We start from the raw sequence: 20,600 nt of genomic DNA on the forward strand, positions 1-20,600 counted from the left end.
CATCCTGGACCGGATAGAGCGTGGTCATCGGCCGACGCCCCGGCTGTCGCCGCGCTGGAAAGCCCAGGACGTCGTCGAAAATCTGCCGCCGCGCTGGATCGCATTGGCCGAGTAGGCGGCGTCCAGCGCCCTGTCATAGGCGCTACGGGCGACGTCGATCATGCCGGACTTGTGGGTCAACGGATGGGCGATCTTGATGGCGAGCGCCGCAACCAGCACCTCGGTGAACAGCGCGTCCCAGTCGTTGGGGTCGGTCAGATTGGCGACATAGCGGATGACGCGCGGTCCGGCCTGATCGGAATAGACCAACCCGGCCTCCTGCCGCCATGAGAGCGGAACGCCATCCGGCTCGCCATTCCCTGTCAGCGGCAAGGGCCGCAGGCAATCGGCGGGAAGCTCATAGGCGAAGTTCAGCGTGCCGGCGCCGCTGCCGGTGTCGAAGCCGGCGACCGAGGCCGCCAGGATGGCGAAGACAAAGGCGTGCTTGGTCAATTCGGCCTCGCGGGTCAGGTCGAAATGCAGATTGAGCAGGCGTGCCGCCTTGGCGTCCTGGTCGAGGCTGTCGATCGGCGCCTCGTCGAGCACGGCGAGCGCCATGTTGGCGATGTCGAGCGGGGTGATGGCCATGGCTCAGGCCTCCGGCTGTGTGATTGGTCGGGGAAAACGGGGCATGGTGCCTCCACGGCAAAAAGCCGCTTCGAAGCGGCTGGGATTTCTTGTGATTTTGGCTTGGGCGGAACGTTGCACGTCTCGTGCATCGAACGTCACGACGCCAACCGCCCGTCAGGAAGCGGGTGGCAGGCGCTGCGTGATCCGCCTCTTTTCCGTTCGAAGCAAGGAAGACGGCAAAGCTTCGGTTGTTGCAGTTTCACGACACCGCCGCGCAACGCGGCGATGTCTTGCCTGAATTGTGTCAGCCGACGTGTGCGCCGGTCGAGATCCCTGTTTCAGCTGACTTGGCAAAGACGCTTGCTTTCACCCTTCCGGCACCTCCCGCCAAAGCCAAGCCCCTGTCCAGGGCGTCCTGAAGACTTGGCGTGTAGTAGGCGGTGTCTTCCAGGCCGCTGAAGAAGTTTATGCGATGAACTTCCCCTTTCTTGCTCATGACAATGCCCGCTTTTCGGAGCACTTCCTGAACTGTTTTGTATTTCATGTTCATGGTGACCTCCCTTACCAAGACAAGGCAGCATCGCCCTTTCTTGTAACTGTTTGGTGCCGTCGATTGGCCAAAGGGCAACACGAATAATGTGGTGAACGCCAAAAGTCGCACTCTGGTGCAGCGCAGTGGGTGAACTTGGGGTTCGCCACATCGGCCGACCTACCGTCCAGAAGGGGCGGGAGTTCTTCACTCCTGCCCCCTTCCAGCCCGATCAGGCCTCCGTCGTCTTCAACGCGATGAACGTCATGTGCTTGACGCTCGACGCCGTCCGGTCCCAGTTCGCCGCCAGCGCCAGTTCCGCATCGGTGGCAAATTCGCCGGCCGAGGACGCATCGAGGAAGCGGGTGCCCGGCACATGCGGCACGAAATGCCGGCGGCCGACCATTTCGGTGACGTGTAACGCGCAAGATCAGATGGCATCAGCGGCCGAATTCTGGGAAAAGGTAGGATAAGCCTCGAAAAGACGCGCAACGCCTTGAAACGAATGGCTTTACCGGCAATGGCCAACAGCAGAGAAGCCGGGCACCAAAGGATACCGTCGCGCAACTTCACTTGGCACCAAACCTGTCACAATGTGGCGAAAGGGTGGCGGAGGCACAATCGCGCGACAAAACCGGTCGAAAGCTGCTAACCCCTGTTGAAAAAAGGGAAATTCGGCGCGGCGGTGTGGGTCGTATTGGCGGAAAACCGGCTTAAAACCGCCTTTGAGGTCCGAACGAACTTCTGACCATGCGTCAGAGTTCGCAAAACCACAAATGCGCCCGTCACCAGCGGCGACAAGGGCCTGAATTCATTACATTATCCATCCGTTAGGATGGACGAAAAGTGGCGCGCAAACTCTGACGTGTGGTCGGAACAACTCCGAACACAAAAGAGGCCGCGTTTTGCGGCCCCTTTTGGACCAAATCACACTATGGCCGTAAGCACAGATCGGATAGGGCGATAATGCCCTCCATGGCAGTCGTCCACAGGGAAACCGTGCTCGAGTCATCGACCGCGCTGGCGGGCATAACAACCCCCCTGAAAATCCGGGAAAAGCGGTGACAAAATAGCCACGCGATAGCGAGACACCGTGATGCAGTATGACATTGAGCGAGAACAGCGAACCAAGCTGGAGATGATCCCGGATGCCGGTATTCCCGCCCTGCAAAAGGCCTTTGATCGGGTCAAAGGCAAGCGCGCGACAATCCTTAAAATCTGGCAGGACACTAACGAGCTTCTAGCCGAAAGCGGCCTGCCGGCGACCAGCCAGTCAGGGTTCTACAGGTGGGTTGCCGGGATCAAGTTCGGGCGGATTAAAAGACCGGCATTGGACGGCGATCAGACGCCGCCTGCCGTGCCCCTGGACCTCGTGCGCGCCTGCCTCGCCACGATGCCCGGCACGGCATCGAGCATAGCAGCGGCACTGCGCACGATGGCAGACGAGATCGAACGCGCGGCGTCCAAACCGCTTCAGAAAAATTAGTGTCAAACCTGACACTAATTTCTTCGGGGCCGCTATCGGGAAACCAGTGACAATCGTGTCACTGGTTTTTCAATCGCCCAAAAACCAGTCTCAAACCTGAGACTGGTTTCCGGCGCTGGCGGCAGCGGCAGAGAAATTAACTGCAAACTTTGCAGTTAATTCCTCGGCCAGTAGCGTCCCGCAAAAAACTGACTGCAAACGTTGCAGTAGTTTTACCTAATGTAAGCCCGCAATTGGGTCAACTTGACCCAATTTCCGCGCGGCTCCGAAAACGGAGTGCAAACATTGCACTCAGTTGCGAATAGGCATATATCTGCCGGCAGAGCTTAGAAACTCTATCGCGGTGGTACGCGCCACCATGGCCCGGATCAGAAATTAGTGCAGAGTTTGCACTCAAATCGAAACCCGCGCCTGAACGGCGCTTTTTTTGTGCCCGGAAAATAGTCCAACTCTGGACCTTTATCTGGGAGCGGTCGCAGCAGCATCCACGCGGCCGGGAGATCACGGTGTATGTCCAGGGCGAAAGCCTAAAGACCGTGGTGCAGTCCGCGACTGTTTCTAACTCCCGGCTCCCGCGCCGAACGCGGGGTCACGCGCCTTAGAAAGCGCTCGCGGAGACCTACATGAAAATCGACCTAAGCCCAGTTCTAATCGACCGTTTCGAGCAAACCATTCAGGCCAGCCGTGCGCTGAATTACATGCTCTTCTGCACCCATCTTCACAACGAACCCCTCAACAAGGACAGCGACGGCATCAACACGTTGTTCGAAACGCAGATAGACCTGTTTGAAGGCATCCTGGCGACCATCGAAGCCGACCTCGCGCGCCAGCGCGCGAAACTGGGGGCCGGCCACGAACAGCCATCGTCCCCGGAAGAGCTTCGCGAGAAATTCATAGCCGACCATAGCCGGCGCGGCGTTGGCGTTCCGGCTCTCGCCCAAGCCCTCAACATGAAGGAAGCCGCTGTCGCCAAGCTAGTCGAGCAGTTGCTTGGAACAGACAACAAAAACGAAAAAATCGGATTGCGGCCGCACCAGGTCGAGCGCTCCGCCGTCAACGAATAAGGGCGGGCGATGTGATGATGAGTAAGCGCAAGGCAGACGCCAAGGTCCTGCGGCACGCGGCCGAGTTCATCGCTGCGGACGATCGGTGGCAAAAGGCAACCGCCAGGACAGCGGAAATCGAGGCGGAACTCACCGCCAGGACAGCGGAACTCAAAGCGGAGCTCGATCGCCTCAGAACCCGCATCCGCAAGGCCGAAAAGCGGGAGGCCAAGAAGGCTGCGGCGACGGCGCGCGCATTCAGCCGTGTCATGAGGACCCGCGCAAGCAGCGTGGAGGGCCTCCTCGCCAAGGTGAAGGTGCGGGGCCGCTGGAACACGGATGACGAGGTCAGCGAGGCGATCATCCTCAAAAGCCTCGTCGCCGACATCGAGGAAGGCGTGAAACACTGAAAAAACCAAAAGGCGCGGCTCCAACCGCGCCCGAATTTTTTTGCAGGAGAGAGAGGTGCAATAATGAGTAATCAGTACAAAGAGTGGTTGACGGTCGCAGAGATCGTCCTCGAACAGTTGCCGGGGCTCCCGAGGGGCCGAAGTGCCATCCAAAGTAAATTGAATGCCCTCGGGCACACGGCAGGCTCGCCGTTATGTCGATTTCGCCATTCGTCTCACCGTCGCGGAAAGCCAGGGAAAAGGGGTATCGAGTACCATTATTCATGTCTTCCCGCGGTTGCTGTCGTTGCCTTTGAGATACGCCATGTCCCCCCCCAATTTCGACTAAATAGCCCCGGCTTGGAAGCCATACGCTCAAACAAGGAGCCGCCCTTTCAAGAGTGGTTTACGTCACTGGAAATTGCGAATTTGAAGCTTCCGGGCCTTCCGGCTAGCGAGACCGCCATGAAGGCCTACCTTCGCCGGGAAGGGTATCGGTACAACTCTACCGTGACTAGGCCTAGATTCGGGACAAACAACGGCATTGAGTATCACCTTAAATGCTTACCCGATACAGCGCGGGCGGCCTACGAAGCCATGCGCACCGCAGTAGCATGGGAGGCTTTCGATGCAGGAATTTGACCTCGCGCTTACGGTGCAAGTCCCGGCTTCGGATTGGCATTATGCCCAGCGCCGGCTCACCTATCTCGAAACGATGTTGCTTCACGTTGTCCGCGACTTGGGCGAGGTGCAGGAATGGTTTGATGCCGGTGAACTGGCGGCGCTGAGACTGCCCGGCTTGCCGGCGTCACGAGCGGGTGTCACGGGACGGGCCAAGGCGGCGCGATGGTCGCGCCGCCGAATTGGCCGGCATCTGGTCTATCATGTCACGAGCCTGCCAGCGCCGGCTTTTGATGCGCTGATCGCGCGCATCCTCGATCTGCCAGAGCCGGACCCGATTGAAGGGGCACTGCGGAACCTTCCGGCGCTGGCCGGGCTCGCGCCAGCAGCGCGGGAGATCGAGCCGGAGAACACCGCGCCGGCATGGGTGCTGCCGCTCATGCGCCTCATGCGCGGTCCTGCCAAAGGTAGTCTTTCCTTGGCGTGGCGCTCGCTGCCGGATCATCTTCCTAAGGGGACAATATTGCCAAGCGTTACCGAAGCGGCAACGGTGCTGGTCAATCTCGGCTTGGCGGAGAAGATCGCGCGCTAGGTTCGGCTGGTCGAAACCGCCTCTCTTGCAGGCGGCGGCGTATCCGGTCTAGGTATCCTTCGCTCCCCCTCCTTCGCTAAAGCGACCGAGGGGGTGTTTCCGGCCTACCGACGACTTCGCTTCCCGCTCGTATCGTGCGGGCTATGAGTGACCCCTACTCCCCCGAAAATATCGCCGAAATAAAGCGCGATCTGACCGGCCATCTCGTTCAGATTTTCGAGCTGGTTGGCGCAGAGGCCACGCTCAAAATTGCGGCCAAGTGGGGAGGCGGAAATCTCTATGTCCCACTCCCGAAGTTCTTCACGCCCAAGAGCGCGTTGGCGACGGTCGTCGGATATGAGATCGGGCTCACGATTGTCCAAGGTTTGGGGTTCGAAGGCGAAAAGATCGAGATCCACCACGGGCCGCTTGGCCTCATGGCGACCGCCCGTCGGAAGGCGAGACGGCTCCTATCGGAGGGCCGATCTGTCCAAACGGTCGCGCGCGAAGTCAGGGTCGGGCTGAATACGGTCAAGGAGTGGAAACGGCAACTCCGAGCCGCGAACAACAACGCGCGGCAGCATCAGCCCGACAATGACGATCACCGCCTCCTGATCAAAGCGGCAGGCACGAAATGAGCACCGCCTGTCTCCCTTGCGGTTTTTCGCGGGGCGGAATACGTCTTTGGGGCCACGCCAAGGCGGGCATTATTTTTCCGCCATCCACGGCCTATTCTGGCAAAATCCCCTCCTTCGCCCGCCATGGCGGGCATTTATTGTTGCGGCCTCAAGGCTGCAAATGGGGCATGTCCCTTAATGACAATCATCAGCTTTCCAGCGAACTGCTAACGCTCCTGGGCGATGATGATTTTCTTCGTCTTGTGGAAGAGTATGGCGGTTGCCGGCTCTTCGTTCCATCCGGCTCCAGAGCCACGATGTTGGCCGATGAGATTGGGGTGCGCGCTGTTGCACTTCTCGCTGAAAGATATGCAGGCGCGTATCTCCGGGTGCCACTGGCCCGCGAGTTCTGCGCCAAGGTCTATCGAGCCCAAGGGCTGTCGAACCGAAAGGTTGCCCGCAAACTCGGCATAACCGAAACCGGTGTGGACAAGCTGTTTCTCCGGTTGAAGGTTGCCAGCCGTCGAAGCGGCAGGCGCGCTGCGGCCAATGACGACACAGGGCCATCCCGGCAAGCCGCCAACGACGACAGGCCAAAACGTCGCCTGATCCGCGCAGCGGGCGACGAATGACCCGCGCAACCCTTCTAAAATCGGTTTTGAACGGCCTAGGGCGCGTTCGAAGGGCAGCGCCGCTGCTCCGGGGCCTGCCCGATGCCGCGTTGTGCCTTGGCGGCCTTCCCTGCGGATTTCGCCAATGACGCTCAATCTCGCCCTCGTCATCAATGGCGACACTGCGCATGAATGCGGCCCGACTGAAAGGACCGAAAGGCAATGTGGTATGCGGTTGCGATGGACACCCTGCTGGACATGTTCCTGAAGCAGGAGACGGTTTCCCGCCAGGACCTCAAGGCAGAGCTGGCGCGGCGAATGGAGAAACACGCCGACAACGAGCTCCTGCGCGGGTCATACGAAGAGGCGATTGAGCAGCTAACAGATCCGATGTCGCCATCGCTGGAGTAGTAGCGGTGCGGTGTCATGACCAGAGGCGGCGGAGGCGAACTCAGCAGTCAGGTCGAAGCAACGCCGATGAACGAAACACATGCCCACAGCACAAGGAACCGAAGCAAGTGACCAATCTTTCCGCAGACCGTAACACACAGCGCAGAGAGCGCGGCTCGAAGTCGGTACCGATGGCGGCGGCGAAGATTTTCGCCGGCTCCATCGTCTGCCGAAACGCCACCGGCTATGCCACCAAGGGCGCGGCCGACACGACCTTGCACGCGATCGGCCGCGCCGCCGAGCAAGTCGACAACTCGGCCGGTGCACCCGGCGATCTCAGGATCAGGGTGGACGAAGGCATCTTCCGGTGGGCAAACTCCGGTGGTGGCGATCTGATCGGCATATCCAGCATCGGCCATCGTTGCTTCATCGCCGACGATCAGACGGTAGCCAAGACATCGGGCGCCGGGACGCGTGCCGCTGCCGGGATCGTGGTGGACGTTGATGCGGTGGGGGTTTGCGTCCTCATGGGCGAGGATGTTCTGGCCGAATATGACGCCCTGCGCACCGCCTTCGTTCCTGTCCGCGTGGCAACGCTGGTTGGGGCAAACGTCTATCGCAACGTCTCGGCCTATGCCGGGCGCGTCACGAAGATCATGTCCGTTACCGAAGGCGTCCTGACGACCGGCGACGCCACCTTGACCGGCAAGATCAACGGCGTGGCAATCACTACCGGCGTCGTCGCCATCACTCAGGCGGGTTCAGCAGCAGGCGACAAAGACGAAGCTGTCCCAACCGCAGCGAATGTCGTTGCGATCGGGGATGAACTGTCGCTGACAGTTGGAGGCACTAACGCATCGGCAACCGTCGCAAACGCCATCTTCGTCATCGAGCGCGACTGATGGCCGAGCTTCCAGACCCACACCAATATGTGCCGATCGGCGACTATCGCAGAGTGGTCGCTGAGGCTGACACCCTCCGCCAGGGCGTCGTCAGGATGGCGAGCGTCATGAAGGAATGGGCGGCAAGGCTCTGCGCTGGCAACGCCAATCTAACGGCCATCGAAATCGAACTCTGCTCGCAAATGGGCATCAACACCGAAGACTTCACCAACGCGCTTGGCGCGTCAAAAGCTATCCCGGAGCAGGACAAAAAATGCTGATCAACACCTCCAACCTTTCGGCCCTTTTCACAGGGTTCAAGACCGCGTTCACAACGGGGTTTGGGGCTGCCGCTCCGGCCTATAAGCAAATTGCCATGGTTGTTCCTTCCGGCACCCGCGAGGAGCAATATGGCTGGCTTGGTCAGTTCCCCAAGATGAGGGAGTGGCTCGGCCCGCGCGTCATCGAGAACCTTGCCGCACACGGCTTCACAATCAAGAACCGCGACTTTGAGCAGAGCATTGCGGTGCCGCGCAACGACATCCAGGACGACCGCTTCAGCATCTTCGGGCCAATGTTCACCGAGATGGGCCGATCCGCTGCCGAGCTGCCCGACGAACTGATTTTCGGTCTGCTCGGAAATGGCTTCACCGGCGCGTGCTACGACGGCCAATTCTTTTTCGACACGGATCATCCGGTGAAAGCCGCCGATGGTACAGACACCTCTGTGTCGAACACACAGGGCGGCGCTGGCGAGGCATGGTTTCTGCTCGATACAAGCCGCGCCATCAAGCCGCTGATCTATCAAGAGCGCATGCCGCTGAACCACCTCGTGTCGAAGGACAAGGAAACCGATGACAACGTGTTCCTGAACAAGGAATACATCTACGGCAGCGACGGGCGCTGCAACGTGGGCTATGGGCTGTGGCAGCTTGCCTACGCGTCAAAGCAGCCGCTGACGGCCGAGAACTACGAAGCCGCGCGCGCGGCCATGCAGAGCCAGCTGGGCGACGCCGGCCGGCCTCTTGGCATCAAACCTGATACGCTTGTGTGCGGGCCGAACAACGAGGGCGCGGTGATGCGCCTGCTCAATAACGGCTCGCGCATCGTCCTGGCCGGCGCAGATGACACGCCGGTAGCGGTGCAGAACGAATGGGCCAACACGGCCAAGCCGCTGGTCACCCAATGGCTGTTAGCGGCCTAAAGAGACCTGCGAGGGGCGCGGTTGGCGACGACTGCCCCTTGTAGATGAGCCGGCCCTCCTTCAGTCCATGCGGGGAGGCCGGAAGTCCCCGGCGCGTTTCAGTTCACGTGAGCCGGGGCAACCGGGGGATGGCGCGTTTGTTGAGGGCGCGCTGTCCCCCCTCGTCCCCCCTTCCCAGTGAAAAAAGGTTGCACCCCCAATGGCTACAAAGATCGATATCGATCAGCTCACAGATGGCGAGCGCCGGCTAATCCTGTTCAGGTATGAGTCTCTTTTTGAGGTGCAAACGGCGGCCAATAATACGCTCGTGCAAAAGCTGATGGATAGGGCGCAACAATGGCAGGGGCCGGCCGAGGCTTGCAACGACCTGGCAACGATCCTGAATGACTGGTCGACGTTCCACAACAGCCTGTACAAACACATGCAGTTTGAGGTCGAAAAGCTGCTTGCTGGCGGGTTGCACTGACGTGCTTCCGAAAGACCCCAAAAAGCAGCCCAACTCGAAGGCCGGCGCGAAGGCGCATTTGGCCGCCCGTGCCGAACTCAAGCGCACCAACTGGGCCGGTGTCCATGCTGCCCAGCAACAGCGCTTCAAGGGCCGAATAAAGGGGCGCGCATAAATGGCGACAGACGGTATCCAGCTCCGTGTAGTCGACCAGGCCGTGCTAGAGACGCTCGACCGTATAGAGCGCCTGGCCAAGCATCCCCAAGCGATCATGTCGGAGATTGCCGGCTATCTGGTCTTCTCAACCCAGCAGCATTTCCAACGCGAGACCGGCCCGGACGGCAAATGGCAACGGCTCAGCCCGCGCACGGCCGCCAAGCGCATCGGCCGTAGTGGCCGGCGCGGCTACAGCCACATTCTTCGCGACAAACTCCACCTATATGAATCGATCACCGGCGAGGCGACCGACACCGAAGCAGTGGTCGGGACGAACCTGCCCTATGCGGCCATCCAGCAGTTGGGCGGCGTGGTTCAAATCCCGGCGCGCGAGCAGGATATCAATTTCGGCAAGACCAATCGTGGCCGTCGCTTTGTAGAGGCTTCACGCAAGCGGAAGGAAACTGTCCGCGTGTCGATTGGAGCGCACACCATCACTATTCCATCCCGACCGTACCTATATCTTGACGAGGAAGACCGGGCGGAGATCACTCGGAAAGTGGAGGACGCGTTTCGGGCAGAGGCGAGCCGGTAAAACAGGCCCTTTTTTTGGGGCCATTTTTAGCAGCCGATCTGGTGCCAAATGAAGTTGCGCGGAGGTGCCAAGTGATTTTGCGCGCTACATGACGCCGCCGCCATGGCCCTGCCGCGGCTTGCGGTCGAACTCGAGCGGGCCGCCTTCGGTGTTGACCGGCAGTTCGTTCCACAGGATTGCCTTGTCCTTGAACATGAACGCCGTGTAGACGCCGCTGGCAACCGGAATGTCGTCGTCGACGACGGCCCTGAGCCCCATGTAATAGGGGATCAGCGGCCCGCCCTGCTCGGACGACGGCACATAGTCGATGAGGTCGGCGAGCTTCAGCGCCTTCATCTGCTTCGAGTGCATCCAGATCGTCTTGAACTTGTCGGCGCGGTCGCCCACCAAATAGGCGGCCTCGATGATGTCGGTGTCGACGATGGAAGCACCGGTGATGCGCACCAGGTCACTGCCGTCATTGGCGATGTTGTCGGCCAGCACGCCTTTCAGTATGCCCAGCAGCGTCAGCTTGTTGGCGCGCTGCCAGTAGTCGGTCTGGCGGCGCACGACAAGCTTCTGCGGATCGTCGCCGGCAAGGATCGAGGTCAGATCCGGGATGCCCCAGGCCTGCGCACGCACATTGCGGGCCGCGACTTCGCGGCGCGCGCCGATCTTCTTCATCTCGATCGAGTCGGCCGGGTCGTCGTTGACCGGCTCGGACGGATCGTTGCCGAGGTCCTTCCAGCCGGGCATGTCGACGGAACGTCCGCCCAGGCTGAGCTTCGAGGCGATCGACGGGTCGGAAAACAGGATCCCGGCCTGGTAAATCTCCAGCGACTGGACGTGCTCCTCGAACGAGTATTGCGCATAGACGGACGGAACGATCGCGTCCGCGATACGGGTATAGGCGTCTGCCATTTTTGTCTTCCTTCAGGTTTGGGTTAAAGAGGATTGTTGGGCATCCACAGGTCGGGATTTTCGCCGGCCTCGCGTGCCAGCCGCCGGGCGCGGGCGGGGTCGCTTTTGACGAGCGCCGAGATGCCAGTCAGGTTGCGCTCGCCGGCGGCATTGCGCTTGAAGGGATTGCCTCCACTCAAGGCCGTGCCGCCGTCGATCGTGTCTTCGCGGAACATCGCCTCGCCGATGGCATGGAACGCCTTGGCGATCTGCGGGTCGGTCAAGGCACCGTCCGGCAGAAGGATGCCCTTCGCCTTGTAGGCATTGACCAGGCCGAGCTTCTTCATCGCCCGGTTGGCGACCTCGAGCTTCTGGCGAAAGCCATCGCTGCCGGTCGGCCCCCAATCCCTGACGAGATCGTCGTGCGTCGTCTCGACCGAACGGGCAAGGGCGATCTGCTGTGCCTGGGCCTGCTCGGCCATGTAGCCGACGAAGCGGTCGTGATAGGCCTGTGCGACCTTCGGGGTAGCACCTGCCTCGACTGCCCAGGCCTTGGACGCATTGGCGAGCTCGTCCGAATAGGCGAAGTTTTCGGGGAGCCCGTCGGGGCGCCGGTACTCGACCTTCTCGGGTGAGGTCAGCGGACGCATCGCCTCGGGCAGCCGGGCGTGGAACCTGTCCCAGTCTTCCGCGGCTGCATCGGCTGCCGGAACGCGCAGGCTCTCGCCCTGCTGCCGCTCCAGCTCCGCATAGGAGGCGAAAACCCGATCGAGGCTTTCAGGCTTGGTCCAGCCCTTGGTTTCAGCGAGCTTGCGGTTGCCTTCGGAAAGACCGTCAAACCAGCTTGTGGCCGTAGGCGGGGCGGACCCGTTTTCGCCGTTGGCCGGTGGCCGTGCAAGGTTGCCCGCCGGTGGCGCCGCCACCACGGACCCGGCGTCTGCCAGATCTGTCATGAGAAGATTCCTTTTGTTACAGAATTAAGGGCCGGTGATGAGAGCAGTGGCGGCGAAGCTTGGTATCTCCCACCTCGAGGGGGAGATGGCCGGCAGGCCAGAGGGGGTAGCCGCGCGTGGAGCGCCGACCTCATCTGTCGCCGGGCGTCGCGCCCGTCGAACCGACCCCCTCTGTCGCCTTCGGCAACATCTCCCCCTCAAGGGGGGAGATTAGCGCCTACGCATTATCGCCCCAGTTCTCCCAGAGCAGCGTGATGGTGCCCGACACCGCCAGCGTGCCGTCGGCGTCGATATCCGTGCCGGTCGCAAACGCCAGGTTGAGATAGAGGTCGACCGGCGTCACGGTGCCGTCGAGCGTCAAGGCTGCGGCAACATCGGCAATCGATGCGCTCGACGGCGCGGCACCCGCGCCATCCAGCGTACGGCCGGTCGCGCCCACCACATTGACCATGGTGCCTGCCAGTACAGCGCTCGATGCTGCCGTCGAGCCGAGCGACCAGGTCAGCGCGGCATTGTCGTTGATGGTCGAGGCGCGCGGCGTCAGCACGGCGAACTGCAATCTTGCCGTGCCGCCCTTGATCCGCACCTTGCCATCGAGAAAGTCAAAGAGCTTCTGGCTGGCAAAGCCCTGCGCATCGGTGACCGGCACCGGCATGGCATTGAACGAAAAGACGGTGCGGTAGGCGCCGCCCTGTCCGGTCGTCCTGGCGGTAAGCCCTGCCCTGAGTGGGGCAAGGCCAGCTTCTCTGGCGGCGGCACGCGAAAGCGTCCGGGCAAGACCTCGGGTCATTTGGTATCTCCATTCTTGCGGGATTGAAAACGGGGTCGGCTGGGCCGCCGCACGCAACAGCGGCAAAAGCTCATGGACATTTGGATCGGTAATGTGTATCTATACACAACATGAAGAGCGCCGATGTCATTCACAGGCTGTTGGCGGATGGCTGGTACGAAGTGGCTCGAAAAGGAAGTCACGCCCAGTTCAAGCACAAATCCAAGCCGGGCCGGGTGACAGTTCCGCATCCCAAGCGCGACATCCCGATCGGCACTCTCAAGAGTATTGAAAAACAATCCGGCGTGAAGCTGAGGTAGAGAAATGCGGAACTATATCGGATTGATCCACAAGCAAGCGGACAGCGACTTCGGCGTCTCCTTTCCCGATTTTCCGGGCCTGGTGACAGCCGGCGTCAACCTGGATGATGCCCGTGCCATGGCCGGGGAAGCACTGGCCTTTCATGTCGAAGGGCTGGTCGAGGATGGCGAGGCCATTCCCGAACCGTCGTCCCTGGAGGAAGTGATGTCGGACAAGGACAATCTGAGCGGTGTCGCCATCCTGGTTCCCTTGAAAGCTGAAGCTGCGAAGGTCGTGCGTGTCAACGTCACCATTCCGGAAGATGTCCTCGATCAGATTGACCGATATGCGGAGCGCCACGGCTACAGCCGATCCGGATTTCTGGCCGCTGCGGCGAAAAAGGTAATGCAGATCGAGGCGGCGTAGCGCCCTGGAAGGCGCGACTGGAGATGAAGCTCTTTGGGTCTTGTTCGGTTACTTTCTTTGCGGATCAGGCCGTCAGACAAAAACAACCATGTCTTATTTCGTGAGGCACGGTGCCTATGTTCCGCCGCAAATGCGACCGTACTTGGCAAAATCAGCCTGCGAATTAGTTCATAGACTTCAAGGGAGTATCAGACGATGACCATGTCCAGAGCCATTGCCGCCATGTTCGTAACCGCCGCGCTGGCAGGCTGCGCGCAGACCGAAGCACAGCAGAGAACCAGCACCGGTGCGCTGCTCGGCGCCGGCGCCGGCGCGCTTGCCGGCCAGGCGATCGGCGGCAACACCAAGAGCACGGTCATCGGTGCCGGAGCCGGCGCCCTGCTGGGCGCCGTTGTCGGCAATGCCACCACGCCGCAGCCGCCGCCCGGCGAACAGCTTTGCCGCTATCAGGACCGCACCAGCGGCCGCATCTACACCGCCCCCTGCGACGACCGCTACTACAACGGCGATTATTGATCGTTAGCCCCTTCTCCCCGTTTTACGGGGAGGAGGTCCCGGTAGGGGGATGAGGGGCAGCGCAAACTTCTGAAATGCCGGCACCGCCCCTCACCTGCCTGCCGGCATCGCTCTCCCCGTAGAACGGGGAGAGGGGCGCAGCGTCAACCTCGCATCCGTTTCCCTGACGATTTGGTCCTTCCCCTGATTAGAGGTCAGCGCTATCGTCCAGGGCTACCCACGGGGGCGGGCAATGCGGACTATTGCAACATTGAGGCCGGCGATCCTGCGCCTCATAATCCTTTTGTCGCTTTGCTTGTTTGCAATGGAGCCAGTGAACTCAAAAGATGGCGACGTCTTCATATGTTCAGTAAGCGACTTCCACACATGGTCCGACATACCGTCATCAGATGACTCGGGATTCGTCGCAGCTAACAAGGCCAGGAAATTTGATATCCAAGAATTTGCCGATCACTTCATTGTAACCAGCAAATCGGGCACGTTCAAACCATCGTCAACGAAATACGATATCTTCCGACGAAACGTATATCAGATCGCTGCATTTGACAGCACGACATTTATGCTCGACATCTTCGTTATGAGGACAGCAAATATTGAAGGTCCTCCGACCAAGGCGCGGGTCACGCTACAAACTCCAACATATCTGAACACGTGGTATTTGGACTGCACCTTGCAGAATTGATGCCCGCAGAACCGATGGCTATTCGCGTTCAGGTTTTGCAGTCCATCAGCTAAATCTCTGACGTGCGAAGTCACTAGGATCATTCAATCCTTTTCCGGCTCGTCGAATGAATGAATCCCGGCCGACTCATTGCCGAGGCGCTCAAACACGTCTAGCGCCCGCTCTGAAACAACAAGCGTGTGGTTCGAAGCCATGCCGAAGTCATCATGTCCTGGCTGCCCATGGATCTTCATCCAGACGAAGGTTGGAAGTTCTGTTTCTGGCTGCAGCCGATGAAACAACTCCGAAGCAGTAACCTCGACGTCGGCAAACGTCGCCCCTGAAACTCGCATCTTCAGCAGCTCCAGCTCGGCTTCTTTGGTGACAAGATAACAGGGAAAACTCCTTATCAGGACATCACCTATCCAAACGTCAATCTCGTAGTGAAGTTTGTGCACAATCGGCGGGTGAACGCGGTTATCGAGAACCGTATTTTTGCCAAAATCACCAGCAACAAATGGCTCTACATAATAATAATCCATTTTTCACCTATATTTTCCGACAGGCGGCACGAAATGATGGCCATATTTCTTATCCATCATTGTAGAATGATCCAGAATCTGCTGCTCCGTTGGATACGGGTACTTTTCATAGAATTTGTCATTTTCGCCCCTAATGATAACAAGATGCAGAATATCATTTAAATCCTTAGGGATCCCGCGTAGATTTTCTATCGAATTGATCTTTTTCTTCGATAGGAAATTTAGAAGCCTCTTAAGTAATTGCTGCTCAGCCGGATGATGAATTACTACATCCTCGATGTTCACGTCGGGGTTCGCCTGAGCATACGCTTTCCTAAAGCCCCTACGCCTCCGCCCTCGCCGCCTTCTCCAGTGCCGCCAGTTGCGCCTCGTCCAGCGTCAAAAACCCCATAATATGCTGCACCACTTCGGCCCGCGCGTTGCTCAGCGCGCTGTGCAGCTCGAAGCCGTTCGGCGTCTTGGTCTTGGCCAGCCACTCGCCATAGGACGGGCGGCGGTAATAGCCGGTCGCAGCCGTCAGGTCGGCCAGCACCATCTCGCCGTCCTGGCCCGAGAATACCCTGAGATAGGCCTTGGCCAGGGCATCCCGCGCCTTGGCCGGGCCGCCGGCCAGGCTGGAATGGGCGAAGCGTTTTTGGCTCATGCGCCCTGCCCGACCGAAGCATCTTGCGCAGCCTGCGGCATCAGTCCGCCGAGCCCGTCGAGCAGGCCGCTGTCGCGCGCCTGCACTGCCGCCGGCACGGCATCCCTGGCGACCTTGCCCGCGGCAGCCATCGCCGCTATGCCGGCCTGTTCAGCTTGAGCCTTGGCGCGGGCATCGCGTATTCCCGCCACCTCGTCCTGGCGGCGAAAAATGCGCTGCGGACTGCGGCCGGCGCCCTGCACGATCTTCAGCGCCGCGTCGCCGTCGATATTGTCCATCACGCCGGGATCGAACTGCGCCATCTGCATGGCGGTGGTGACAACCTGGATGGTGTCGCGCGCCTCGGCGGAACGGCGCAGCACGTCGAGCGGACCGGTGAAGGTCGGCCGCAACGCTTTGCCGGCAAGGCTCGCCGGCGGCAGGAAGCGGCTGTCTTCCTCGTAAAGTCCCTTGTCTTCCAGAATACCCAGCTCGCGGTCGAGATTAGAGGCAAAGCCGGCCTGGATGATCGAGCCGGAGGGGCCGAGCAGCGCGCCCTTCTCCTCCTCCCGGATCAAGGCTTCGGTCGCCGTCATCTGCGGGTTCTGTACCAGCGTCTGGAACAGGTTGACGAACATCATGTCGCGGATCTCCTCGGCCCGGCTGTCGGCATAATTGAACGCATAGGTCGGGTTCTGGCCGGTGGCGATCGGCGCGATCAGCGGCCGGCCGGCATCGTCGATCAGCCCGGGATAGTTCTCGCCGGGATTGAGCACCGGCACATAGTCTAGCCTTGCCTTGGAGGCCGTCGCCGGATCGGTGATCTGCTGCAGCGCGCGCAGGCCGGAGCGCCGCACCGCGTTCTCCTCGCGCACCGTCGTCAGCGCCTCGATGGTCGGCGAGATGCCGTAGGGATCGCCCTCGTAGCGGCGCCAGTTGAAGCACGACACCGGGAACGAGCGAAAACCGCTTTCCCTGACGACCGCCTCCTCGTCCTCGATGACGTGATAGGAAGCGAACGCCGTATCGAGATACTGGTAGGAGCCGCTCAAGCTGTACATCTTGCGCTCGTCGCGCGGCTGGATGCACTGGATCAGCGAGATCTTCGTCTCGCATTTGGCGGGGTCGTCGACCAGGATTTTGATCCGCGCCGGCAGTCTGTCGTAGCCGAGCAGTTGCGCGGCCTGTCTTGCCGTGCGCTCGTAGCGGCGGTGGAAAATATCGACCTGCCCCCAGCGGTTGCGCGAGAGATAGCCCTCGACCACCGGGATCGAGGCATAGCGGATCAGCGTGCCGCCAAAACCTTCCTCGGCATAGAGATAGGCCGGGCCATAGCGCACGACATTGCGCAGGCAGGCCTGCGTTGCCGGCACGAAGTTCGAATTGGCGGAGTAGCGCAGCGAGAAAAGGAAATCGCGCAGCGCTTCCGCCCATTCCTTTTCCTCGTCGGTCTCCTCGTCGTTGATGGCCGCGGTCGACAACCCATGCCATTTCTCCGACTGGGGAATGATCAGGCTCTCCAGCCCCGCGGCCAGCCGGTTGGCGGCCGAGTTGATGGTGTTGGCGTAGACACGCGCACCGCGCCGCTCCTGCCGCTCAGCCTGCGAATCGAAGCCGGCCTTTCGGCTGCCGCTCCACATGTCGGGCGCATCGGGATCGCAGAATTCGGACACCGCCTCCCAGACATGCTCATACTGGCTGCGTTCGCCCTCCAGTTCTGCCTGTCGCGACAGGATATCGCGAGCACGGGAATCGCTCATGGTCAGCCTCGCTTGATGAACTCAATGGGAAAAAGAAAGATGGCGGGACGTCGAAACTGCCAATCTCCCCACTTGAGGGGGAGATGTCCGATAGGACAGAGGGGGTCGTCTCGCGTGGATCGGCGACCCCCTCTGTCGCCTTCGGCGACATCTCCCCCTCAAGGGGGGAGATCGGCAGCGCCTTATTCCGCCGGCGTCGTCTCCAGCGCGGCTTTGCGCCCAAAGCGCTGGACCACGAAACGGCCCATCTTCTGGCCGGGTACTTCGATCAGCGTATAGGTGATCCAGGACAGCAGGCACACCACCGGCAAGACGACGACAACAACGACCGCGAAGCGCAACGGCGCCGACAGCTCGTGGCCGAACTGGGTGATGACCAGAGCCGCCACCGGCTGGAGAACCAGCAGATGGATCAAATAGATGCTGAAGGAAAGCTCACCCATCAAATGAAAGAACCTGTTGGCGAGCGTCATGGCGATCTTTCTGGCCACGATGCCCATCGTTCCCGGCAGCATCCGGTAGAGAACCAGGGCAAAGAACCCCAGGACGAGCGCTTCCCGCATCAACAGCTTGCTCAGCCCATAGCCGCCGCCGAAGGGCAGCGCCGCCAGCAGCATGGCCAGTGCCAGATGCACGAAGGCCGCTTCTGCCTTTGATGGACGACGCCCGCCAGCAGCATCCCGCACAGGAAAATCTGCATCTTCAACGGCAGGAACGACGGCATCGGAAAGTGGACCGACAATTGTCCCATCAAGAACACCATCGCGCTGCCGATCGCCGCGACCAGCATGGCCGCCCATAGCCAGTCAAGCCTGCGCACCAGCAGCATGATGGCCGGAAACAGTGCGTAGAACTGCATCTCCAGCCCGAGGCTCCAGTCGGGCAGCGGCGTGCGATAGGCGAAATTCGGCACCAGGCCGAACAGGAACAGCAGATGGGCGCCGATATTCTTGAGGCCTCTGTCGAGATAACGCTCGGGCGCCTGCGGCGACCTCAGCAGGAACTCGTCGATGACCATTCTCGACCCGTAGAGATAGGGGCCAAGCGCCAGGGCAACGAACAGCATGACGTAGAACAGCGGCGCTATCCTGAAATAGCGGCGGGTCCAGAATTTCAGCCAGGTTTCCGGCCTTTGCCAGGGCTCCTTGTCCTGGCGCAGCTGGTAGTGGAACACCATCAGGAAGCCGGACAGCATGATGAACAGATCGACGCCGAGGTCCGGTTCGCCGAGAATAGGAATCTGCCAGCCGGTCAACAACAAGCAGTGCCCGACGAGCACCCAGATCGCGGCGAGCGCCCGAAGCCCGTCCAGGCACTCGATGCGCGATGACCGGGCTTCTGTCATGCCGAACTCCTCGATTGCCATGTTGCAATGCAGCATGGCGGCTGAGGGAGGAATGTCAACCGTGCGGAAGGAACACGATTTGCTCTGTGCTGTTACGGAAAAACGCGGAACACCGGAGGGCAATTGTAGAGGCATGCACTTGAACACCCGGGGCGCGAAGGATCGCGGCTTACGCGATCCCGGCAGGCAAGCTCCCGTCTATCTCTTCTTCAACCTTGCATGCCGGCGCCAGTACCACCAGGCCAGCACGCGGTTGCGGAACACTCTTCTCATGGCGCCCATGTCACACCCCCAGCAGCACGCGGCGCTGGCCGGTGAGCTCACTGGGCGACAGATCGGTCTTCACCGTGCCGGCAGTGCCGTCATTGGCCGCAAGCTGGGCCCGCAAGGCGGCTTCGCGCGCCTGTACGTCCTTGTCGGCAATGGTCGGTGTCTTTGGCAACGGCTTCAGCGCCGGCGGCTTTTGAAAAAGACACATGGTTTTCTCCGAAATGAGAGCTTCTTATCCAGTCGTAGAGCAGAAAATCCTCGCCGTTCCTGCCATAGCCCGGCAGGCGGCAGCGTTGCGTGGCGCCCAGCCGGGCAAGCCAGCGCAGCCCCAGTTGATTGGCCGCCAGCGCTCGCGCCTCGACCCGCCAGGCGCCGCGCGCGGCAACTTCAGGCCCGAGCACGGCATGAAAGAATTCCGTAATCCCAGGCACGCAGCGCCTCATGCGGCGCGTGCCCCAGCTCCAGGCGATCCAAAGTCCGCTGCGCTGTTCGGCAGCGCCGAAGCCGGCCTCCGGATTGCCGTCGAGCTCGGCGACGTAGGCAAACCCCTGCAGCGCCGTCAGCGCCAGCAGCGCCGGCGACCAGTGGTCGAACTGGCAATCGATCTCGGCCCGGTCCTCGAGCCGGAGGTTGGCAGCGATGTAGGAGAGGTCGCGCAAAGTGGCGGGAATGATGCGGAGGGTCATGTTGGGTCACTTTCCGGCACGCTGCGAAGCGGAGAGCCCTAGAGAAACGAGGCGCCAAGCTAGATTGACTCTCTTTGCCGTCTGGATTTCCTTGGCCTGTGACTTGTGGATGTACCTATGGGAACAAGCGCATGACTTGTAGTAACTGCGCGCCGATCGAGGAGACCCGTACGATCTTTAGCACCGGTTGTCTCGCGGCGGCGATCACGATGGCCAAAGAGGCCATACGCGACGGTATTCTGCAGCAAGTACCGGGTGGTCCTATGTCGAGTGTCATCCCGCTTTCGGATCTCAACCCGGATGGACCATGGGACGATCTGCTTCGTTACCGCTTTCGCTGCACGACCTGCGCACAGGTTTTCTTGCTCTCCGCAGAGACCTATCATGGCAGCGGCGGCGAATGGGCTAAGGAGCCCGGCTAAGCTTTTCGGCGCTTCCTCACCGAAACGCCCCCAGCGGATCGGCCTGCCCGGCCTTCCGCCGCGCGGCCTTGAACATCGCCGGGTCGACCTGCGCCTCCCTCAGCATCATCACGCCGTAGCGGGTCGCGGCCATCAGATCGTGGCGCAGCTTCACCACTTGGCCGTCCCTGCGATGATAGAGACGGAACTCCTCGAACCAGGGCAAAAGCGTCGAAACCATCTTGAAGCGGCTTGATTGCATGCGGCCAAGCATCGGCCCGACCGCCACCGAACCGCCGGCGAACTGCGCGCGGGTGCCAAGC

At 60.7% G+C, this 20,600-nt stretch carries 29 protein-coding genes; 15 read left to right on the top strand and 14 right to left on the bottom strand.

Annotated elements, in window-relative coordinates:
• Nucleotides 1-24: 24 nt before the first annotated feature.
• From NKH90_RS15460 to NKH90_RS15470, 3 genes are all read right to left on the bottom strand, one after another.
• Nucleotides 25-627 carry a phage connector family protein gene (locus NKH90_RS15460; RefSeq protein WP_352708481.1) on the bottom strand — a complete coding sequence of 201 codons (603 nt, stop codon included), beginning with the start codon at nucleotides 625-627 and terminating at the stop codon, nucleotides 25-27.
• A 286-nt stretch (nucleotides 628-913) separates the two neighbouring features.
• Nucleotides 914-1,159, bottom strand: coding sequence for a hypothetical protein (locus NKH90_RS15465; protein ID WP_031211513.1), 246 nt, complete (start codon nucleotides 1,157-1,159; stop codon nucleotides 914-916).
• A gap of 211 nt (nucleotides 1,160-1,370) precedes the next feature.
• Nucleotides 1,371-1,544 (bottom strand): hypothetical protein, encoded by a 174-nt coding sequence (locus tag NKH90_RS15470; RefSeq protein ID WP_352516715.1) that lies wholly within the window; start codon nucleotides 1,542-1,544, stop codon nucleotides 1,371-1,373.
• 690 nt (nucleotides 1,545-2,234) lie between these two features.
• Here NKH90_RS15470 and NKH90_RS15475 point away from each other — a divergent pair.
• From NKH90_RS15475 to NKH90_RS15530, 12 genes are all read left to right on the top strand, one after another.
• Nucleotides 2,235-2,624, top strand: a complete 390-nt coding sequence (locus NKH90_RS15475; RefSeq protein ID WP_352819993.1) for a hypothetical protein — start codon at nucleotides 2,235-2,237, stop codon at nucleotides 2,622-2,624.
• A 623-nt stretch (nucleotides 2,625-3,247) separates the two neighbouring features.
• Nucleotides 3,248-3,688 carry a hypothetical protein gene (locus tag NKH90_RS15480; RefSeq protein ID WP_352819994.1) on the top strand — a complete coding sequence of 147 codons (441 nt, stop codon included), beginning with the start codon at nucleotides 3,248-3,250 and terminating at the stop codon, nucleotides 3,686-3,688.
• 17 nt (nucleotides 3,689-3,705) lie between these two features.
• Nucleotides 3,706-4,077 (top strand): hypothetical protein, encoded by a 372-nt coding sequence (locus NKH90_RS15485; RefSeq protein WP_352819995.1) that lies wholly within the window; start codon nucleotides 3,706-3,708, stop codon nucleotides 4,075-4,077.
• Between the two features lie 607 nt (nucleotides 4,078-4,684).
• Nucleotides 4,685-5,269 (top strand): DNA-binding protein, encoded by a 585-nt coding sequence (locus NKH90_RS15490; protein ID WP_352819996.1) that lies wholly within the window; start codon nucleotides 4,685-4,687, stop codon nucleotides 5,267-5,269.
• A gap of 143 nt (nucleotides 5,270-5,412) precedes the next feature.
• Nucleotides 5,413-5,886, top strand: coding sequence for a hypothetical protein (locus NKH90_RS15495; protein ID WP_352819997.1), 474 nt, complete (start codon nucleotides 5,413-5,415; stop codon nucleotides 5,884-5,886).
• Nucleotides 5,883-6,497, top strand: a complete 615-nt coding sequence (locus tag NKH90_RS15500) for a MalT transcriptional regulator family protein (RefSeq protein ID WP_352819998.1) — start codon at nucleotides 5,883-5,885, stop codon at nucleotides 6,495-6,497. Before NKH90_RS15495 ends, NKH90_RS15500 begins: the two co-directional genes overlap by 4 nt.
• Before the next feature lie 219 nt (nucleotides 6,498-6,716).
• Entirely contained in the window at nucleotides 6,717-6,887 is a 171-nt protein-coding gene (locus NKH90_RS15505; RefSeq protein ID WP_352819999.1) for a hypothetical protein, read from the top strand.
• Nucleotides 6,888-6,994: 107 nt separating this feature from the next.
• A complete protein-coding gene (locus NKH90_RS15510) occupies nucleotides 6,995-7,768 on the top strand; it encodes a hypothetical protein (RefSeq protein WP_352820000.1) in 774 nt (257 codons plus the stop codon).
• Nucleotides 7,768-8,028: a hypothetical protein gene (locus tag NKH90_RS15515; RefSeq protein ID WP_352820001.1), complete on the top strand. Its 261-nt coding sequence runs from the start codon at nucleotides 7,768-7,770 to the stop codon at nucleotides 8,026-8,028. The genes NKH90_RS15510 and NKH90_RS15515 overlap by 1 nt, the downstream gene beginning before the upstream one ends.
• On the top strand, nucleotides 8,022-8,951 hold the full coding sequence (locus NKH90_RS15520) for a Mu-like prophage major head subunit gpT family protein (protein WP_352820002.1): 930 nt from the start codon (nucleotides 8,022-8,024) through the stop codon (nucleotides 8,949-8,951). Before NKH90_RS15515 ends, NKH90_RS15520 begins: the two co-directional genes overlap by 7 nt.
• 199 nt (nucleotides 8,952-9,150) lie before the next feature.
• Nucleotides 9,151-9,417, top strand: a complete 267-nt coding sequence (locus NKH90_RS15525; RefSeq protein WP_352820003.1) for a hypothetical protein — start codon at nucleotides 9,151-9,153, stop codon at nucleotides 9,415-9,417.
• 154 nt (nucleotides 9,418-9,571) lie between these two features.
• Nucleotides 9,572-10,147 carry a phage virion morphogenesis protein gene (locus NKH90_RS15530; protein WP_352820004.1) on the top strand — a complete coding sequence of 192 codons (576 nt, stop codon included), beginning with the start codon at nucleotides 9,572-9,574 and terminating at the stop codon, nucleotides 10,145-10,147.
• An 84-nt stretch (nucleotides 10,148-10,231) separates the two neighbouring features.
• Here the strand turns inward: NKH90_RS15530 and NKH90_RS15535 are convergent, their stop codons facing one another.
• The 3 genes from NKH90_RS15535 to NKH90_RS15545 all read right to left on the bottom strand — a co-directional run bounded on the left by NKH90_RS15535 (nucleotide 10,232) and on the right by NKH90_RS15545 (nucleotide 12,769).
• Nucleotides 10,232-11,047: a Coat protein gene (locus NKH90_RS15535; protein ID WP_352820005.1), complete on the bottom strand. Its 816-nt coding sequence runs from the start codon at nucleotides 11,045-11,047 to the stop codon at nucleotides 10,232-10,234.
• Nucleotides 11,048-11,070: 23 nt separating this feature from the next.
• A complete protein-coding gene (locus NKH90_RS15540; protein ID WP_352820006.1) occupies nucleotides 11,071-11,979 on the bottom strand; it encodes a hypothetical protein in 909 nt (302 codons plus the stop codon).
• A 217-nt stretch (nucleotides 11,980-12,196) separates the two neighbouring features.
• Nucleotides 12,197-12,769: a hypothetical protein gene (locus NKH90_RS15545; protein ID WP_352820007.1), complete on the bottom strand. Its 573-nt coding sequence runs from the start codon at nucleotides 12,767-12,769 to the stop codon at nucleotides 12,197-12,199.
• A gap of 110 nt (nucleotides 12,770-12,879) precedes the next feature.
• On the opposite strand from NKH90_RS15545, the gene NKH90_RS15550 reads away from it, so the two are divergent.
• From NKH90_RS15550 to NKH90_RS15560, 3 genes are all read left to right on the top strand, one after another.
• Entirely contained in the window at nucleotides 12,880-13,068 is a 189-nt protein-coding gene (locus NKH90_RS15550; RefSeq protein WP_352773062.1) for a type II toxin-antitoxin system HicA family toxin, read from the top strand.
• 4 nt (nucleotides 13,069-13,072) lie between these two features.
• On the top strand, nucleotides 13,073-13,474 hold the full coding sequence (locus tag NKH90_RS15555) for a type II toxin-antitoxin system HicB family antitoxin (protein ID WP_352541138.1): 402 nt from the start codon (nucleotides 13,073-13,075) through the stop codon (nucleotides 13,472-13,474).
• 195 nt (nucleotides 13,475-13,669) lie between these two features.
• Nucleotides 13,670-13,990 carry a YMGG-like glycine zipper-containing protein gene (locus NKH90_RS15560; RefSeq protein ID WP_352458164.1) on the top strand — a complete coding sequence of 107 codons (321 nt, stop codon included), beginning with the start codon at nucleotides 13,670-13,672 and terminating at the stop codon, nucleotides 13,988-13,990.
• Nucleotides 13,991-14,755: 765 nt separating this feature from the next.
• Here NKH90_RS15560 and NKH90_RS15565 read toward each other — a convergent pair.
• The 8 genes from NKH90_RS15565 to NKH90_RS15600 form a co-directional block, all read right to left on the bottom strand.
• The gene (locus tag NKH90_RS15565; RefSeq protein ID WP_352501181.1) at nucleotides 14,756-15,193 is read right to left on the bottom strand and encodes a hypothetical protein; all 438 of its coding nucleotides are present in this window, start codon (nucleotides 15,191-15,193) and stop codon (nucleotides 14,756-14,758) included.
• Between the two features lie 3 nt (nucleotides 15,194-15,196).
• On the bottom strand, nucleotides 15,197-15,478 hold the full coding sequence (locus tag NKH90_RS15570) for a hypothetical protein (protein ID WP_352501182.1): 282 nt from the start codon (nucleotides 15,476-15,478) through the stop codon (nucleotides 15,197-15,199).
• Between the two features lie 37 nt (nucleotides 15,479-15,515).
• Nucleotides 15,516-15,836, bottom strand: coding sequence for a Bbp19 family protein (locus NKH90_RS15575; protein WP_352820008.1), 321 nt, complete (start codon nucleotides 15,834-15,836; stop codon nucleotides 15,516-15,518).
• A complete protein-coding gene (locus NKH90_RS15580) occupies nucleotides 15,833-17,575 on the bottom strand; it encodes a portal protein (protein ID WP_352820009.1) in 1,743 nt (580 codons plus the stop codon). Before NKH90_RS15580 ends, NKH90_RS15575 begins: the two co-directional genes overlap by 4 nt.
• Before the next feature lie 182 nt (nucleotides 17,576-17,757).
• A complete protein-coding gene (locus NKH90_RS15585; protein ID WP_352820010.1) occupies nucleotides 17,758-18,210 on the bottom strand; it encodes a hypothetical protein in 453 nt (150 codons plus the stop codon).
• Nucleotides 18,150-18,920, bottom strand: coding sequence for an acyltransferase family protein (locus NKH90_RS15590; protein WP_352820011.1), 771 nt, complete (start codon nucleotides 18,918-18,920; stop codon nucleotides 18,150-18,152). The genes NKH90_RS15585 and NKH90_RS15590 overlap by 61 nt, the downstream gene beginning before the upstream one ends.
• A gap of 362 nt (nucleotides 18,921-19,282) precedes the next feature.
• Nucleotides 19,283-19,876, bottom strand: a complete 594-nt coding sequence (locus tag NKH90_RS15595) for a hypothetical protein (protein ID WP_352820012.1) — start codon at nucleotides 19,874-19,876, stop codon at nucleotides 19,283-19,285.
• A 438-nt stretch (nucleotides 19,877-20,314) separates the two neighbouring features.
• Nucleotides 20,315-20,566, bottom strand: a complete 252-nt coding sequence (locus NKH90_RS15600) for a hypothetical protein (protein WP_352770657.1) — start codon at nucleotides 20,564-20,566, stop codon at nucleotides 20,315-20,317.
• Nucleotides 20,567-20,600 lie beyond the last annotated feature (34 nt).

It is taken from the genome of Mesorhizobium sp. M0898, assembly GCF_040319695.1.
Classification (GTDB): domain Bacteria; phylum Pseudomonadota; class Alphaproteobacteria; order Rhizobiales; family Rhizobiaceae; genus Mesorhizobium.